This window comes from Luteimonas saliphila (genome assembly GCF_016774335.1).
GTDB lineage: Bacteria > Pseudomonadota > Gammaproteobacteria > Xanthomonadales > Xanthomonadaceae > Luteimonas > Luteimonas saliphila.
In genome coordinates this window covers 72,067-86,932 of sequence record NZ_JAETWA010000010.1, presented here as the reverse complement: position 1 = coordinate 86,932, position 14,866 = coordinate 72,067, and the positions used below count along the sequence as shown (strand labels likewise).

11 protein-coding genes are annotated in these 14,866 nt (G+C 71.4%); 6 read left to right on the top strand and 5 right to left on the bottom strand.

Annotated elements, in window-relative coordinates:
* The first annotated feature begins 4 nt into the window (after positions 1 to 4).
* Complete coding sequence (locus JMO03_RS01345) at positions 5 to 1,102, top strand: calcium/sodium antiporter (protein WP_202839469.1); 1,098 nt, start codon at positions 5 to 7, stop codon at positions 1,100 to 1,102.
* Complete coding sequence (purD, locus tag JMO03_RS01340) at positions 1,099 to 2,385, top strand: phosphoribosylamine--glycine ligase (RefSeq protein WP_202839464.1); 1,287 nt, start codon at positions 1,099 to 1,101, stop codon at positions 2,383 to 2,385. Before JMO03_RS01345 ends, purD begins: the two co-directional genes overlap by 4 nt.
* A gap of 1 nt (position 2,386) precedes the next feature.
* Here the strand turns inward: purD and ygiD are convergent, their stop codons facing one another.
* Positions 2,387 to 3,250 carry a 4,5-DOPA-extradiol-dioxygenase gene (ygiD, locus tag JMO03_RS01335; RefSeq protein WP_202839462.1) on the bottom strand — a complete coding sequence of 288 codons (864 nt, stop codon included), beginning with the start codon at positions 3,248 to 3,250 and terminating at the stop codon, positions 2,387 to 2,389.
* 218 nt (positions 3,251 to 3,468) lie between these two features.
* On the opposite strand from ygiD, the gene JMO03_RS01330 reads away from it, so the two are divergent.
* Positions 3,469 to 5,427, top strand: coding sequence for an MFS transporter (locus JMO03_RS01330; RefSeq protein WP_202839460.1), 1,959 nt, complete (start codon positions 3,469 to 3,471; stop codon positions 5,425 to 5,427).
* Between the two features lie 732 nt (positions 5,428 to 6,159).
* Here the strand turns inward: JMO03_RS01330 and JMO03_RS01325 are convergent.
* The 4 genes from JMO03_RS01325 to JMO03_RS01310 all read right to left on the bottom strand — a co-directional run bounded on the left by JMO03_RS01325 (position 6,160) and on the right by JMO03_RS01310 (position 9,279).
* Positions 6,160 to 7,077, bottom strand: a complete 918-nt coding sequence (locus JMO03_RS01325) for a cobalamin biosynthesis protein (protein ID WP_202839458.1) — start codon at positions 7,075 to 7,077, stop codon at positions 6,160 to 6,162.
* A 100-nt stretch (positions 7,078 to 7,177) separates the two neighbouring features.
* Positions 7,178 to 8,080: an NAD(+) diphosphatase gene (gene nudC, locus JMO03_RS01320; protein ID WP_202839456.1), complete on the bottom strand. Its 903-nt coding sequence runs from the start codon at positions 8,078 to 8,080 to the stop codon at positions 7,178 to 7,180.
* 5 nt (positions 8,081 to 8,085) lie between these two features.
* Entirely contained in the window at positions 8,086 to 8,448 is a 363-nt protein-coding gene (gene erpA, locus JMO03_RS01315; protein ID WP_202839454.1) for an iron-sulfur cluster insertion protein ErpA, read from the bottom strand.
* A gap of 57 nt (positions 8,449 to 8,505) precedes the next feature.
* A complete protein-coding gene (locus JMO03_RS01310) occupies positions 8,506 to 9,279 on the bottom strand; it encodes a DUF6776 family protein (protein ID WP_337926334.1) in 774 nt (257 codons plus the stop codon).
* Between the two features lie 72 nt (positions 9,280 to 9,351).
* Here JMO03_RS01310 and JMO03_RS01305 point away from each other — a divergent pair, with 72 nt between their 5' ends.
* The 3 genes from JMO03_RS01305 to JMO03_RS01295 all read left to right on the top strand — a co-directional run bounded on the left by JMO03_RS01305 (position 9,352) and on the right by JMO03_RS01295 (position 14,756).
* On the top strand, positions 9,352 to 9,933 hold the full coding sequence (locus tag JMO03_RS01305) for a DUF4126 domain-containing protein (RefSeq protein ID WP_202839452.1): 582 nt from the start codon (positions 9,352 to 9,354) through the stop codon (positions 9,931 to 9,933).
* A 275-nt stretch (positions 9,934 to 10,208) separates the two neighbouring features.
* On the top strand, positions 10,209 to 12,044 hold the full coding sequence (locus JMO03_RS01300; RefSeq protein WP_337926333.1) for an EAL domain-containing protein: 1,836 nt from the start codon (positions 10,209 to 10,211) through the stop codon (positions 12,042 to 12,044).
* 15 nt (positions 12,045 to 12,059) lie between these two features.
* Positions 12,060 to 14,756: a hybrid sensor histidine kinase/response regulator gene (locus JMO03_RS01295; protein WP_238345787.1), complete on the top strand. Its 2,697-nt coding sequence runs from the start codon at positions 12,060 to 12,062 to the stop codon at positions 14,754 to 14,756.
* Positions 14,757 to 14,866: the final 110 nt, after the last annotated feature.

The following is a 14,866-nucleotide window of genomic DNA, read 5'->3' as shown; positions in this document are numbered from 1 at the left end:
GATGATGCTCCTGTTGCTCTTCGCCGCTGGCCTCGGCCTGTTGCTGATGGGTGCCGAAGCGCTGGTGCGCGGCGCATCGCGGCTGGCGTTGGGGTTGGGGCTGGCCCCGGTCATCGTCGGCCTGACCGTGGTCTCCATCGGCACCAGCATGCCGGAGCTGGCGATCAGCGTCGGCGGCGCGCTGGGCGGTTCGCCGGACCTGGCGCTGGGCAACGTGGTCGGCAGCAACATCGCCAACGTGCTGCTGGTGCTCGGCGTGGTGGCGCTGGTGACGCCGCTGGTGGTGCAGCGGCAACTGGTGTGGTTGGACGTGCCGATCATGATCGGCGCCTCGGTGTTGTGTCTGGTGATGGCGCTCGACGGCCGCATCGCGCGCTGGGAGGGCGCGCTGCTGCTGGCGGGTGCGGTGACCTACACGCTGTTCCTGATCCGGCTGGCGCGTCGCAGTCCCGAGCAGGTGCCCGAGCGCCCCGGCGTTTCGGATGGTGGCGTCTTGCAGAAATCCGGCGTGCTTCGCCAGGCGGCGCTGATCGCCGTGGGCCTGGTCCTGCTGGTGGTCGGCGCGCGGCTGCTGGTGCGCGCCGCGACCGGCATGGCCACCATGCTCGGCCTGAGCGAACTCGTGATCGGACTCACCGTCGTCGCGGTGGGCACGTCGCTGCCGGAGATCGCCACCTCGATCCTGTTCGCGCTGCGCGGCGAACGCGACCTCGCCGTCGGCAACATCGTCGGCAGCAGCATCTTCAACCTGCTGCTGGTGCTGGGCGCGACCGCGCTGATCGCCGCCGACGGCGTGGCGGTCAGTCCCTCGGCGCTGCGCTTCGACTTGCCGGTGATGACCGCGGTCGCCGTCGCCTGCCTGCCGATCTTCTTCACCGGCCACTGCATCGCACGCTGGGAAGGCGCGGTGTTCGTCGGATACTACGTCGCGTACACCGCCTACCTGCTGATGGCGGCGTCGCGGCATGCCGCACTCGAGGACTTCCGCTTCGGCATGGTGTTCGTGGTGATTCCGCTGACGGTGATCACCCTCGGCGCCGTGGCCTTCGACGGCCTGAAGGCGCGTCGCCAAGCTTCCCAACGCAAGGACATCCCCCAGTGAAGATCCTCGTCATCGGTTCCGGCGGTCGCGAGCACGCCCTGGCCTGGAAGCTGGCGCAGTCGCCGCGCGTCGAGGAAGTGATCGTCGCGCCCGGCAACGCCGGGACCGCCACCGAAACGAAGTGTCGCAACGCATCGGTCAAGGTCGCGGACATCGAAGGCCTGCTGCGGCTGGCGCGCGACGAGGACGTCGCACTGACCGTGGTCGGCCCCGAATTACCGCTGGTGACCGGCGTGGTCGACCGCTTCCGCGCAGCCGGCCTGCGCATCTTCGGTCCGACCGCCGCCGCGGCCCGGCTCGAGGGCAGCAAGGCCTACGCCAAGGATTTCCTCGCGCGCCACGGCATCCCGACCGCGTTCTATTCCGTGTTCACCGAAGTCGCGCCGGCACTGGCCTACCTGCGCGACAAGGGCGCGCCGATCGTGGTCAAGGCCGACGGCCTGGCCGCCGGCAAGGGCGTGATCGTGGCGACGACGCTGGCCGAGGCCGAAGCCGCGGTGCGCGACATGCTGTCGGGCAATGCGTTCGGCGAAGCCGGCGCGCGGGTGGTGATCGAGGAGTTCCTCGACGGCGAGGAAGCCAGCTTCATCTCGATGGTCGACGGCACCACCGCACTGCCGATGGCGACTTCGCAGGACCACAAGCGCGTCGGCGACGGCGACACCGGCCCCAACACCGGCGGCATGGGCGCGTATTCGCCCGCACCTGTCGTGACGGCCGAGGTGCACGCACGGGTGATGCGCGAGGTGGTGGAACCGACCGTCGCCGGCATGGCCGCCGACGGCGTGCCGTTCACCGGCTTCCTGTACGCCGGGCTGATGATCGATGCGACCGGTGCGCCGAAGGTGATCGAGTTCAACGTGCGCTTCGGCGACCCGGAGACGCAGCCGGTGATGTTGCGCCTGCGCTCCGACCTCGTCGACCTGGTGGAGGCGGCGATCGACGGCAAGCTCGAGGGCGTGGAAGCGCAGTGGGATCCGCGCCCGTCGCTGGGCGTGGTGATGGCGGCGCGGCCGTACCCGGAGGCGCCGGTGACCGGCGAGCCGATCTCCGGCCTCGATGCGGTGCCCGCAGGCGCCAAGGTGTTCCACGCCGGTACTGCGCTCGATGCGGACGGGACGGTGGTGAGCGCCGGCGGCCGCGTGCTGTGCGTCGCCGCGCTCGGCGATTCGGTCGCCGATGCGCAGCGCAACGCCCATGCCGGCGTCGATGCGATCTCCTGGCCGAGCGCCTTCCACCGCCGGGACATCGGCTGGCGCGCGATCGCGCGCGAGCGCGGCTGAGTCAGACGTTCGCATCCTCCGGCGGCAGGCGGGTGTCGATCGGGGCCGAGCCCGCGCCCTGCGACGCGGCGTCCGGGCAGTGCGCGTCCAGCGTGAACGCGGTCATCGACAGCGAACCGTAGGCGTATCCGTCCACCAGCGTTCGCGTCGGACGCTGCGCGACCGATGCCAGGCCTGCGATGTACAGTAGCGGCAGGAAATGATCCGGCGTGGGTACCGCCCGCCGGTAATCCGGATGCGAGGCCAGCGACGGCACGTCGTGCGGCCGCTCCAGCATCAGTTCGCGCGCGCGCTCGTCGAAGCGGCGCGACCAGTCGAATGCGCCGTCGGGCTGCTGCCAGTCGATCGCACGCAGGTTGTGCACCACGTTGCCGCTGCCGAGCACCAGGACGCCGCGCTCGCGTAGTGCCGCCAGCTTCGCGCCGAGCGCAAAATGCCAGTCGAACGCCTTGCGCGCGTCGATCGACAGCTGCACCACCGGCACGTCGGCCTCGGGGAACGCATGCACCAGCACCGACCAGGTGCCGTGGTCGATGCCCCATCCGTCGATGTCGGCGCCGACGTGGTCGGGCTTCACCAGTTCGGCGATCTCGCCGACCAGATCGGGCAGGCCGGACGCCGGGTACTGCACGTCGAACAGGGCCTGCGGGAAGCCGTAGAAGTCGTGGATCGTGCGCGGCCTCGGCATCGCCGTCACCGCCAGCGCATTGACGTACCAGTGCGCGGACACCGCGAGGATCGCGCGCGGACGCGGCACGGAAGCGCCGAACGCGCGCCACGCCGCCGTGTAGCGGTTGCGCTCGAGTGCGTTCATCGGGCTGCCGTGGCCGAGGAAGGCGGCGGGCATCGGCGACGGTGCCGTCATGTTCGGTCCCCGGGAACGCGGAAGCGGGCACTCTAGCAGCCGCCTGCCGCCGCGACGGCCATGGCGACGGCACGCATCGTTCGATCCGTCGCCATCCGGCCCGTCAACCGCGACGCGACCGCCGGTCGCCGGTCGCGCTACCCGGCCGGCACCTGCGCGCGCAGCGCACGAATCGACGCGGCCAGCCGCTACACTCGCCGCCAACCGTTGGAGGCCGCATGGCGAGTTCCCCCGAGCATCCCGTCACCGACCACCACTCGCAGTTCGACCTGCTGCGCCAGCGCCGCTTCCTGCCCTACTTCGCCGTGCAGGCGCTGGGCGCGTTCAACGACAACGTCTATCGCCAGGCGATCATCGGCCTGCTCGGGGCGATGATGCTGGCCGGCACGATGGCCCCCGAGACGCGGGCGCTCTATACCCAGCTCGCGCCCGCGATCTTCATCCTGCCCTACTTCCTGTTTTCCGCCACCGCCGGGCAGATCGCCGAGAAGCTCGAGAAGCAGCGGCTGATCGTGATCACCACCACGATGGAGATCGCGATCATGTCGCTGGCCGCGATCGGCTTCGTGCTGCAGGAGATGACGATCCTGCTGGTGGCGCTGTTCTGCACCGGCCTGCAGTCGACCCTGTTCGGGCCGGTGAAGTACTCGATCCTGCCCTCGGTACTCAAGCCCGAGGAGCTCACCGGCGGCAACGGCCTGGTCGAGATGGGCACCTCGCTGGCGATCCTGCTGGGCATGATCTGCGGCGGCTCGATCTTCCTGCTGGCCGGCGCCGCAGGACCCTACGTGGCGGCGGTGTCGATCATCGCGCTCGCGATCGCCGGCAACCTCGTCGCCCGCCGCATCCCGCGCGTGGACGCGGGCGAGCCCGGGTTGCGGGTGGACTGGAACATCGCGCGCCAGTCCTGGCGCATCTGGCAGCTCACGCGGCGCCAGCCGGCGGTGCGCAACGCGGTGCTCGGCGTGTCCTGGTTCTGGTTCATCGGCACGGTGCTGACCGCGCAACTGCCGGTCTATGCGGAAACCAACCTCGGCGGTACCCAGGCGTTGTACATCTTCGCGCTGGCGCTGTTCTCGATCGGTGTCGGCGCAGGATCGCTGCTGTGCGAGAAGCTCTCCGGGCGCACGGTGGAGATCGGCCTGGTACCGCTGGGCGCATTCGGCGTCAGCGCCTTCATGCTCGACCTGTACTTCGCGCGCCCGGGGCAGGCGCTGGCCGAGGGGCTGTCGGTGTCGCAGTTCGTCGCCGCGCCCGGCAGCTGGCGGATCATCCTCGACCTGACCGGCATCGGCCTGTTCACCGGGTTCTTCGTGGTGCCGTTGTTCGCGCTGATCCAGAGCCGCACGCCCAGGGCCGAACTGGCGCGGGTGATCGCCGGCATGAACATCCAGAACGCGGCCTTCATCGTCGCCGCCGCGGTGATCGGCATCGCCCTGCAGCGCTTCCTCGGCTGGTCGATCCCGCAGGTGTTCCTGGCGCTGGCGATCGCCAACGCGCTGGTCGCGGTGTGGATCTTCAGCATCGTGCCGGAGTTCTTCATGCGCTTCGTCAGCTGGCTGATGGTGCGCACGCTCTACCGGCTGGAACTGCACGGCATCGAGAAGCACGTGCCGGACGAGGGCCCGGCCGTGCTGGTCTGCAACCACGTCAGCTACATGGACGCCCTGATCCTGTCGGCCACGGTGCCGCGTCCGGTGCGGTTCGTCATGTACTATCGGATCTTCGATATCCCGGTGATGCGCTGGATCTTCCGCACCGCCAGGGCGATCCCGATCGCAAGCCCCAGGGAAGACGCCGCGCTGATGCAGCGCGCGTTCGACGAGATCGACGCGGCCCTGGCCGACGGCCAGCTGGTCGGCATCTTCCCCGAGGGCAGGCTGACCGGCGACGGCGAGATCGCGGCGTTCAAGTCCGGAGTCGAGAAGATCCTCGAGCGCGCCGCGGCCGCGGGCCGCCCGGTGCCGGTGGTGCCGATGGCGCTGCGCGGGATGTGGAGCAGCATGTGGAGTCGCCGCAGCGCGACTGCCGGCGCCGGCCGCCTCGGCCGGATGCGCGTCCCGCGGCGCTTCCGCGCGCACGTCCAAGTGATGGCGCAGGCGCCGATCCGCGACCCGGGCGTGACCGCGCAGCAGCTGGAGGCGCAGGTGCGGGAACTGCGGGGCGACGCGGCCTGAGCGGTGCGTGCGCAAGCGCCGGGCTTGCTGCCCGTCCATGACGCAGTCATCGCGGCCTCGGACCCGCGGCCCGCACGTCCATGTGCGGGCGTTCGCTGACGCTGCGCGGCATAACGCGCAGAGCTCATTCGCTCAACCACCAGTTGGGCGCCATCCATGGCGCAACCGTTTCGCTTCGGACACCCCGGCCCGCACATCCGTGTGCGGGCGTTCGCTGAAGCTGCGCGGCATGCCGCGCGGAGCTCGCATTCGCTCAACCGCCACTTCAGTGTCATCCATGGCGCAACCGTTTCGCTCCGGATAGCCCGGCCCGCACATCCATGTGCGGGCGTTCGCTGACGCGCGAGGCTATGCCTCGCAAGCGTGGTTCGCTCCACGGGGAATCCGAGTGCCGTCCATGGCGGAACCGTTTCGGCTCCGGATAGCCCGGCCCGCACATCCATGTGCGGGCGTTCGCTGACGCGCGAGGCTATGCCTCGCAAGCGTGGTTCGCTCCACGGGGAATCCGAGTGCCGTCCATGGCGGAACCGTTTCGGCTCCGGATACCCCCGGCCCGCACATCCATGTGCGGGCGTTCGCTGACGCGCGAGGCATGCCTCGCAAGCGTGGTTCGCTCCACGGGGAATCCGAATGCCGTCCATGGCGGAACCGTTTCGGCTCCGGATACCCCGGCCCGCACATCCATGTGCGGGCGTTCGCTGAAGCTGCGCGGCATGCCGCGCAAAGCTCGCTTCAGCTCACCCATCCCCCGATGACGAACAGGGCGATCACGGCCAGCCACACCAGCAGGCTGCGCCAGACCAGGCTCATCGCATCGCGCAACTCGGGCAGCGGGCCGAGTTCGTGCACCAGGGCGCTGCCCGTGGGCACGCCGGCGTCGGCGTATTCCTCCGCTTCGTCGGCGATGTCGCTGCGCACGCTCGCGCGCGCCGCCGCGCGCAGGAATCCGGTGTCGAGCCGTGGCGACGCGCCACCGGCGTCCTTCCACGCGCCGACCACCACGTCGAAATTCCCCACCAGCGCGAGCGCCAGCGTCGCCAGCTGCGCGACCGGCCAGTCGAGCAGCGCCAGCAGCCGACGGGTGCCGGCAACGGTGCCGGACGGCAGCGCCGCCGCAATCCCGTCTTCCGCGGCGATCGCCGTCAGCCGGTAGGCCAGCGCACCGACTGGCCCCAGCAGCAGGAACCAGAACAGCACGCCGAACCAGCGCCGCAGCGCCGCGTCGAACACGGCGCAGACCAGTGCGGACGGATTCAGGCTGGTTTCGTCGCGGCGCGCTTGAGGCCAAAGCCACGACGCCGCGACGCGGCGCTCGTCGCCGCTGGCGGCATCGAGCACGGCGTCGGCATCGCGGTCGAGGTCGCGCGGCCCCCAGGCATGGAACAGCACGGCCACGCCGAACAGCAGCGACGGCAGCCCGAACAGCGCGTCGTGCAGCAGCCACTGGACGAGCGCGACCAGAAGCAGCACCGGCACCAGCGCCAGCGCGATGCCGTAGCGTCCGTGCCAGGCGCCGTCCTCGGGAAAGCGCGAGTCGAGCCAGCGCAGCCAGGCGCGATACCAGCCGTGACTGCGCAGCGCTGCGGTGACGTCCCGCGCGAAATGGCCCAGCACCAGGGCGACGACGACCGCGAGCAGGGTGGCGAACATGGTCCGATTCTAGGCGCTGGTGCCCGGGTGCGGAATCCGCCGGCACGCTTGCCCGCCGGACGACGGCCACCACGGCCCGCATCGGGGACCGGGGACTCCCTCAACCGTCCTGTCGCTGCGCCGCGCCGTCTCCGGCGTACCAGCACTCGACCAGCCAGCGCGAGATCGACAACCGCGGCGAAAGCAGCAGCCCGGCCTCGCGCGTTTCCCCGCGCAGTGCCGCGCCGACCTCGTCGCGACTGAACCAGCGCGCGTCCTCCAGCTCCTCGTCGCTCGCATGCGGCTCGTCTGGCTCGGCGTCCGCGACGAAACCCAGCATCAGCGAGGAAGGGAACGGCCACGGCTGCGAGGCGAGATAGCGGCAGCTGCGCACGCGCACCGCCGATTCCTCGAACACTTCCCGGGCCACGGTCTGCTCCAGCGTTTCACCCGGCTCGACGAAACCGGCCAGCGTCGAATAGCGCCTTGGCGGCCAGTTCGCCTGGCGGCCGAGCAGCAGGCGCTCGCCGTCGCTCACCGCCACGATCACCGCGGGGTCCGTGCGCGGATAGTGTTCCAGCGCGCAGCCGTCGCAGCGGCCCAGCCAGCCGGCGCGCTGGTAATGCAGCGCCCCGCCGCAGGCGCCGCAGTAGCGATGCCGCGCGCGCCAGTGCAGCACCGCGCGCGCCTGGGCGAAGGCGGTCGCCTCGCGCACCGGCCACGCGGCTGCGGCGCTGCGCAGGTCGATCCGCGGCGCCTGTGCGTCGTCGTCCCGAGACGCGAACCAGGCCTGTCCATCCGCGAGCCCCAGCAGCACGGCGTCGTCACGCAGTGCGGGGTACGCCGCGCCGGCGATCGCGGGCGGTCCGGCGTCGGCGTCGCCGCGCGCGCGCCCTTCGCCGTCGAGCAGCAGCAGCCGCGCCTGCGGCCACAGCGCGGCCAGGCGTCCGGGTTCGTTGCGCAGGTATTCGGCACGGTCCAGCGCGCCGTCGATGAAGGCGAACGGCGAAGCCGCGTCGGCCATGACGCTCAGACTGTGAACGACGACCCGCAGCCGCAGGTCGATTTCGCGTTCGGATTGCGGATGGTGAACTGCGCGCCGTGCAAGCTCTCGGCGTAGTCCACCGAGGCGCCCATCAGGTACTGCAGGCTGAGCGGATCGACCACCAGGGTCACGCCGTCGGTGGTGATCGCGAGATCCTCGTCGGCCTGCTGTTCGTCGAACTCGAAGCCGTACTGGAAGCCCGAGCAGCCGCCGCCCTGGATGTAGACCCGCAGCTTCAGCGCCGGGTTGCCCTCCTCGGCGATCAGTTCGCGCACCTTGACCGCCGCGGCCGGGGTGAATTCCAGCGGACGATCGAGCGATTGGTAGTCGGGGGCGAGCAGTTCCATGCCGTCAGGATGGGGGGGCGCGGTGTCGACTTCAAGCGCGGCGGCGCGATGGGCCGTTCACCCGGCGGCGGCACGGGGCGCGACTTCGCTCCACGGCAGGGTCTGCTCGACCGGCGCGCCCGATGCCGGCACCAGCCGCACGCTGATCCGCAGCGGCTGGAACCCGGGTGGCAGCATGATCTCGCCCTCGACCTGCTGGAAGTACTTGAACGAGTACTCGACGCCCGATGCGTCGGGCTGCTGGCGAAGCGCCGCCCAGTCCAGTTGCTCCAGTTGGCCGTCGCGGGTGCCCTCGACCGCCAGCACCAGCCGTCCGGAGCTCACCGCGCCGCGGTTCAGGTTCTGGGTGAGGGTGACGGTGTAATGCCAGGCCTGGCCGGCCTGTGGCGTGAGGACGAGCTCGTGCACCGCCAGCCCGCGCCGCTGCGCGGTGGAGCCGACGAAGCGCTCGTAGAACGCGACATCGGCGCGCAACGCGGAGATTTCCTCGTCGCGCTCGGCCAGGGTGCCCTGCAGGTCGCGATTGGCCTCGCGACTGATCTGGTCGGAGCGGGTCAGTGTCGCCACCTGCTGCTCCAGCGACTCGATCCGCGCCTGCCCGGCCGCCAGTTCCGCGCCCGACGCACCGCCCGGGCCCGCAACCGTCCTCCAGACGCCCCACAGGCCGAACAGCAACGACGCGACGAACAAGCCCAGGACCACGTAGGTCGCCCGGACGGGGGGCGGGGCGGGGACCGCCGCAGGTCCGGTGTCTTCCGGCTGGGCGGAAACGGGATCGGTCATCGCACCGGTATAGCGACGCGGCCGCGCCGGCGTCAAGGCGGATGCCACCTATACTCCCGGGGCGCAGGCCGAGGCCTGTCGCAACGTTCAGCCGCCGTCCGGCTTGCGAGGAGTGCCGCCATGACCGAAGCCCACCTGTTCGCCGTCGGCGTGCTGCTGGCATGGCTGGCGGGGATCCGCGCCTACCTGACCGTGTTCGGCGTCGGCCTGGCCGGGGCCATGGGCTGGCTGGACCTGCCGCCGGCGCTGGAGGCGACCACCTCGCCCTGGGTGCTGGGCGTGTCCGGCGTGCTGGCGGTTGCCGAGTTCTTCGCCGACAAGATCCCCGGCGTGGATTCGGCCTGGGACCTGCTGCAGACCCTGGCGAGGGTGCCCGCCGGCGCGTTCCTGGCCGCTGCGGCGCTCTCCCCCGACGGGGAACTGGGCGCCGGCATGCTTGCCGCCGGCGCCGGCGTGGCCCTGACCAGCCATGCGGTCAAGGCCGGATCGCGCGCGTTGCTCAATACTTCGCCCGAGCCATTCAGCAACTGGACCGCGTCCAGCGCCGAGGACGTGGTGGTGGTGGGCGCGCTCGGGCTGGCGTGGTCGTATCCCTGGGCGATCCTGGGGCTCGTGGTGGCGATCGGCGTCGGCCTGCTGCTGGTGCTGTGGTGGGTCTGGCGCCGGTTGTTCCGCCGCGCGCCCCGCCCCGCCACAGGCTGAGCGCACGGTCACACTTCCGCCCTCGCCGCCCCGTGACCTCCTCCGTCTGGCCGCGCGCCGGAGTATTTGCCGTGCAATAGTCGCACTGCCGCATTGTCGACATAATGCCGGCCTCAGGGGGATTGGAATGGACCGCGTGGCTGCGCAGGCAGGCTCCTCGCTCTTTCGGCTGTTGTCGCCGCGACGGCGGTGTGTTGCCGCGTACGCGCGGCACGCCGCGCCCACGAGCGCGCGAGCGGTTGCCCGTGCCGCCGCTTTCCGGCAAGGTTCCTGCGGTGTCTGACGCCGACAATCGCCAACGCGCGGAATTTCCGCCCACCGGTTTCTGGCGCCGCTGGTGCGAGGACGCGGCGGCGGCGGTCATGCCGCGCGCGGAACCGGCCGCGGACGCGGAAGCGCTTGCGCCGCAGCCGGTGCAGCCCACCAGCCCGTCGCCGTCGCAGCCTGGCGAGGACGCCGCGCCCTGGCGCGTGCTGATCGTCGAGGACGATCCCAGCCAGGCCCTGTTCGCCGAGAGCGTGCTGCACGGCGCCGGCATGCAGGCCCAGGTGGTGTCCGTCACCAGCGAGGTGATGGCCGCGATGGAACAGTTGCGCCCCGACCTGGTGCTGATGGACCTGCACATGCCCGGCCTGGATGGCGCGGAGCTGACCGGAATGATCCGCGCGCACGCCGACTTCGCGCTCACACCGGTGGTGTTCCTCACCGGCGACGAGGACCCGGAGCGCCGCTTCGAGGCGCTCGACCTCGGAGCCGACGACTTCCTGCGCAAGCCGGTGCGCCCCAAGCATCTGATCTCCGCGGTGCAGAACCGGATCGTGCGCGCGCGCGCGTTGCAGGGGCCGGCCGCCGCCGCGCACCGGCACCCGGCGACCGGCCTGCACACCCGCCCGCAGATGCTCCAGCTGCTGTCGTCCACGGTGCCTGGCGCCCGCGACGGCGCCACGTTCTTCGTCGAGATCGCAGGCTCGGCCGCGCTGCGCGACCGCTTCGGCTATGCCGCGCTGGAAACGCTGCTCACCGACGCCGGGCGCCGGCTCGGGGAAGTCGCGGACGACCATGCCGCGGCACGCCTGAACGACAACACCTTCCTGGTCCTCGCGACCGGGCTGGCGGCCGACGCGCTGCCGCCTTTCGCGCGACAGCTGCGCGACGGGCTCGGCGAACACCCCTTCACCGTGGGCGGGGAGCGCGTGCGCCTGCGGGCGGTGGTCGGCTACGCCGAGCTGGCGCTGGGCTTCGAGGATCCGGGCGCCGCCCTGTCCGCCGCGGAGGAGGCGCTGCGCGCCGCCCGCGGCCATACCCACGGCGTCGCCGCCTGGGAGCGGCCGGTATCGGTCGAAGACCAGGCCCAGTCCGAGCTGGCACGAACCCTGCGCGAGTCCCTCGCGTCGGGCGAACTGCAGGTCGCGTTCCAGCCGATCGTCGCGGTCGCCGGCGGCAACGATGCCCAGTACCAGGTCCTGCTGCGGCTGCGCGACGCCAGCGGCGAGGTGCATGCCGCCGGCCAGGTGCTGGCGGCGGCCTCGCGTATCGGCGCGACCGTCGAGGTCGACCGTCGCGTGCTGGAGATCGCGATCGGCGCGCTGCGCCGGCAGCGGACGGAGAACCGCGCGCTACGCCTGTTCGTGACCCAGTCGCCGTCGACCCTGTCGCACGATGGCCACGCGCAGTGGCTGCTGCAGTCGCTGGCGGAGGCCGGCGTGGACGGTGCGTCGCTGGTGGTGGACGTGCGCCAGGAAGACGCCCTGGTCCACGCGCTGTCGCTGCAGGAATTCTGCAGCGCGATGGTCTCGGCCGGGGTGCAGCTGTGCCTGAGCCAGTACCACTTCGGACCCGAAGCCAACGCCCTGCTCGGCCAGCTGCCGCTGGGCTACGTGCGGCTGGCCGCGCGCTATTCCAGCCAGCTGCACGAACCGGCCGTGCGCGACGAGATGCGCAGCGCGATCGACTTCGCGCACCGACTCGGCCTGCAGGTGATCGGCCAGCAGGTCGAGGATGCGCAGTCGGCGGCCACGCTGTGGATGACGGGCGTCGACTTCATCCAGGGCAACCTGGTGCAGCGCCCGGCCGGCGAACTCGAATTCGACTTCCAGAGCTCGGTGCTGTAGGGCCCGCCGATGGCGATGATCAGCAACGCCCGTCCTTCCAGCGCGATGCTGCGCTGGTTCACGCTCGGCGCCGCCGGCGGCGCCGCGGTGACCATGGCCCTGCACGTGCTCGGCATGGAGGGACCGTGGCAGGGTTTCGCCCTGGTGCTGGCGCTGCTCGCGGTGTTCGCCTCGATCGCGGTGTTCTACAACATGCGGACCCGCGAGCAGGAGCTGCTCGAGGCGCAGGAACGCGCGCAGCGCGACGAACAACTGCTGGGCGAGCTGCAGCGCGAACTGGAGCGCCACTCCCAGCTGGAGCAGGAACTGCGCCTCGCCAAGCAGGGCGCCGAATCGGCGGTGATGGCCAAGGGAGAATTCCTGGCGACCATGAGCCACGAGATCCGCACGCCGCTCAACGGCATCGTGCCCATGCTCGACCTGCTGATGCACGCCAGGCTCGCATCCGACCATGCCGAGCTGGTGCGCACGGCATACCTCTCGTCGCAGCAGATGCTGCGCATCGTCGACGACATCCTCGACTACTCCAAGCTCGAGGCCGACAAGCTCGAGCTCGAGACCACCACGTTCAACCTGCGCGAGCTGCTCGAGGGCGTGCTGCAGCTGATGGAGCGCCCGGCGCAGAGCAAGGGCCTGCGCCTGCACATGCAGATCGACCCGGGCGTGCGCCTGCCGGTGCGCGGCGACCCGGTGCGCCTGCGCCAGGTGCTGGGCAACTTGGTCAGCAACGCGGTCAAGTTCACCGAACGCGGCTCGATCACGGTGTCGCTGCGCAAGACCGGCGAGACGGCGGCGCAGCACCAGCTGCGTTTCGAGGTGCGCGATACCGGCATCGGCATTTCGCAGGCGGCGCAGTCGCGCCTGTTCCAGGCCTTCAGCCAGGCCGACGCCTCGACCACGCGCCTGTACGGCGGCACCGGGCTGGGGCTGGCGATCTCCAAGCGCATCGTCGACCTGATGGGCGGGCGCATCGGCGTGGAGTCCGAACCGGGGCTCGGCGCCACGTTCTGGTTCGAGATTCCGCTGCTCAAGGTGCAGGGCGACATGCAGGCCGAAGACAAGACGCCGCAGGGCGGGCGCCTGCTCCTGCTCAGCGCCGACCCGCGGCTGCGCCTGCGGCTGAGCATGCTGCTGCCGAACTGGGGCCTGCGCGTGACCTCGGTGGAGACCACGCAGGAGGCGCTGGACCGGTTGCGCACCGCGGCCAACCAGGGCCAGCCGTGGGCCTATTCGATCGTGCTCGCCGACCTGGCCGGCATGCGCAATACCGCGCTCGCACTGCACCGCAACCTGGGCCGCCAGAGCGTCTACGGCGAACTGCGCCTGGTGTGCCTGTACGGAGACGACCCGGTGGCCGACGAACTGCAGCGCAGCGTCACCTTGCTCAGCCGCCAGGCCCCGGATCCCGACCTGCGCGCCGCACTGTTCGAATCGACCGTCGACACGCCCGCCGCCGAGGCAGCCGAGGAGGAATCCGTGACCATGGCGCCCACCCCCGCACCGCCGCCGAGCACGAACCTCGACAAGTTCGCGGTGCGCAAGCCGCGCGTGCTGCTGGTCGAGGACAACCCGGTCAACCTGATGGTCGGCCAGCGCCTGCTCGGCGTGCTTGGCATCACCTGCGACACCGCCAGCAACGGCGAGGCCGCGCTGCTGCGGATGTCGGCTTCTCGCTACGACATCGTCCTGATGGACTGCCAGATGCCGGTGATGGACGGCTACACCGCCACCCAGCGCTGGCGCGAGAACGAGGAGGCCAGCGGCGACGGCCGCCGCCTGCCGATCATCGCGATGACCGCCAACGCCATGGCCGGCGATCGCCAGAAGTGCCTCGACGCCGGCATGGACGACTACCTGCCCAAGCCCGTCACCCGCAGCGAACTCGAGCGCTGCCTGCACCGCTGGTGGGATCCGGACCAGGTCACGATGCCCGCCGAATTCGGCGGCCCCCTCGCGACGGACGCCGCGCCGGAGGCGATCACCGCGACCGACCTGGACCCGCAGCTGCTGGGCCTGCCCACTGCGATGGCGTCACCGCTGGCGGCGCCGACCGTTTCCCTGCCCGTCGGCAACGCTGCCGGACCCACGATCGCGACGCCCGACATGCCGGCGGCGCCAGTGGCGGCGCCGAGCGTCGCCGCGATGCCGCCGCCCCCCCCTGCTCAGCCGTCGCCCGCGCCGACGGCGGGCCCGGGCCCGGGCACGATGCCTGCGCTGGCCGCGGCTGCTCCACGGGCGCCTGCGCCTCCTCCTCTGCCGTCCGCGGCGCCCACGCCACGCGCGCCCGCGCCCGTGCCGGCATCCGTCGCGGCGCCGCCCGCGCAGCCGCCCGCGGTGGCTCCGGAGGCGCCGAAACGTCCACTCGCCGCGGTCCTCGACACCGAGATCCTGGACGACCTGCAGGCCATGCTCGGCGAGGAAGTGGACCGTCTGGTCGACATCTTCCTCGACGACACGCCGCGCCTGATCCGCGCGCTGGAGAACGCGGCCTCGGGGCCGGATTACGAGGCGATGCGCGACGCCGCCCACTCGCTCAAGTCCTCCAGCGCCAACCTCGGGGCGCTGTCGCTGTCGGCGGCGGCCAAGCGGGTCGAGCTCGCTGCGCGCGAGAAGTCGCTGGAGCGGCCCGCGGTGGCAGTCGCGCTGATCGCCAACGAGTTCGCCCGCGCGAAGCAGCAGTTGCTGGCGCGGCGGCCGGCGCAGCAGGCCTGATCGCCTGCGGCGGGCGCGGTCCCCACGCCTGGCTCAAGCAAGCGGGCGTCATCGATGCGGTATATGCCGCGACACCCGCCACCACGGCCACCCGCCCCCCCTGCGGGGGC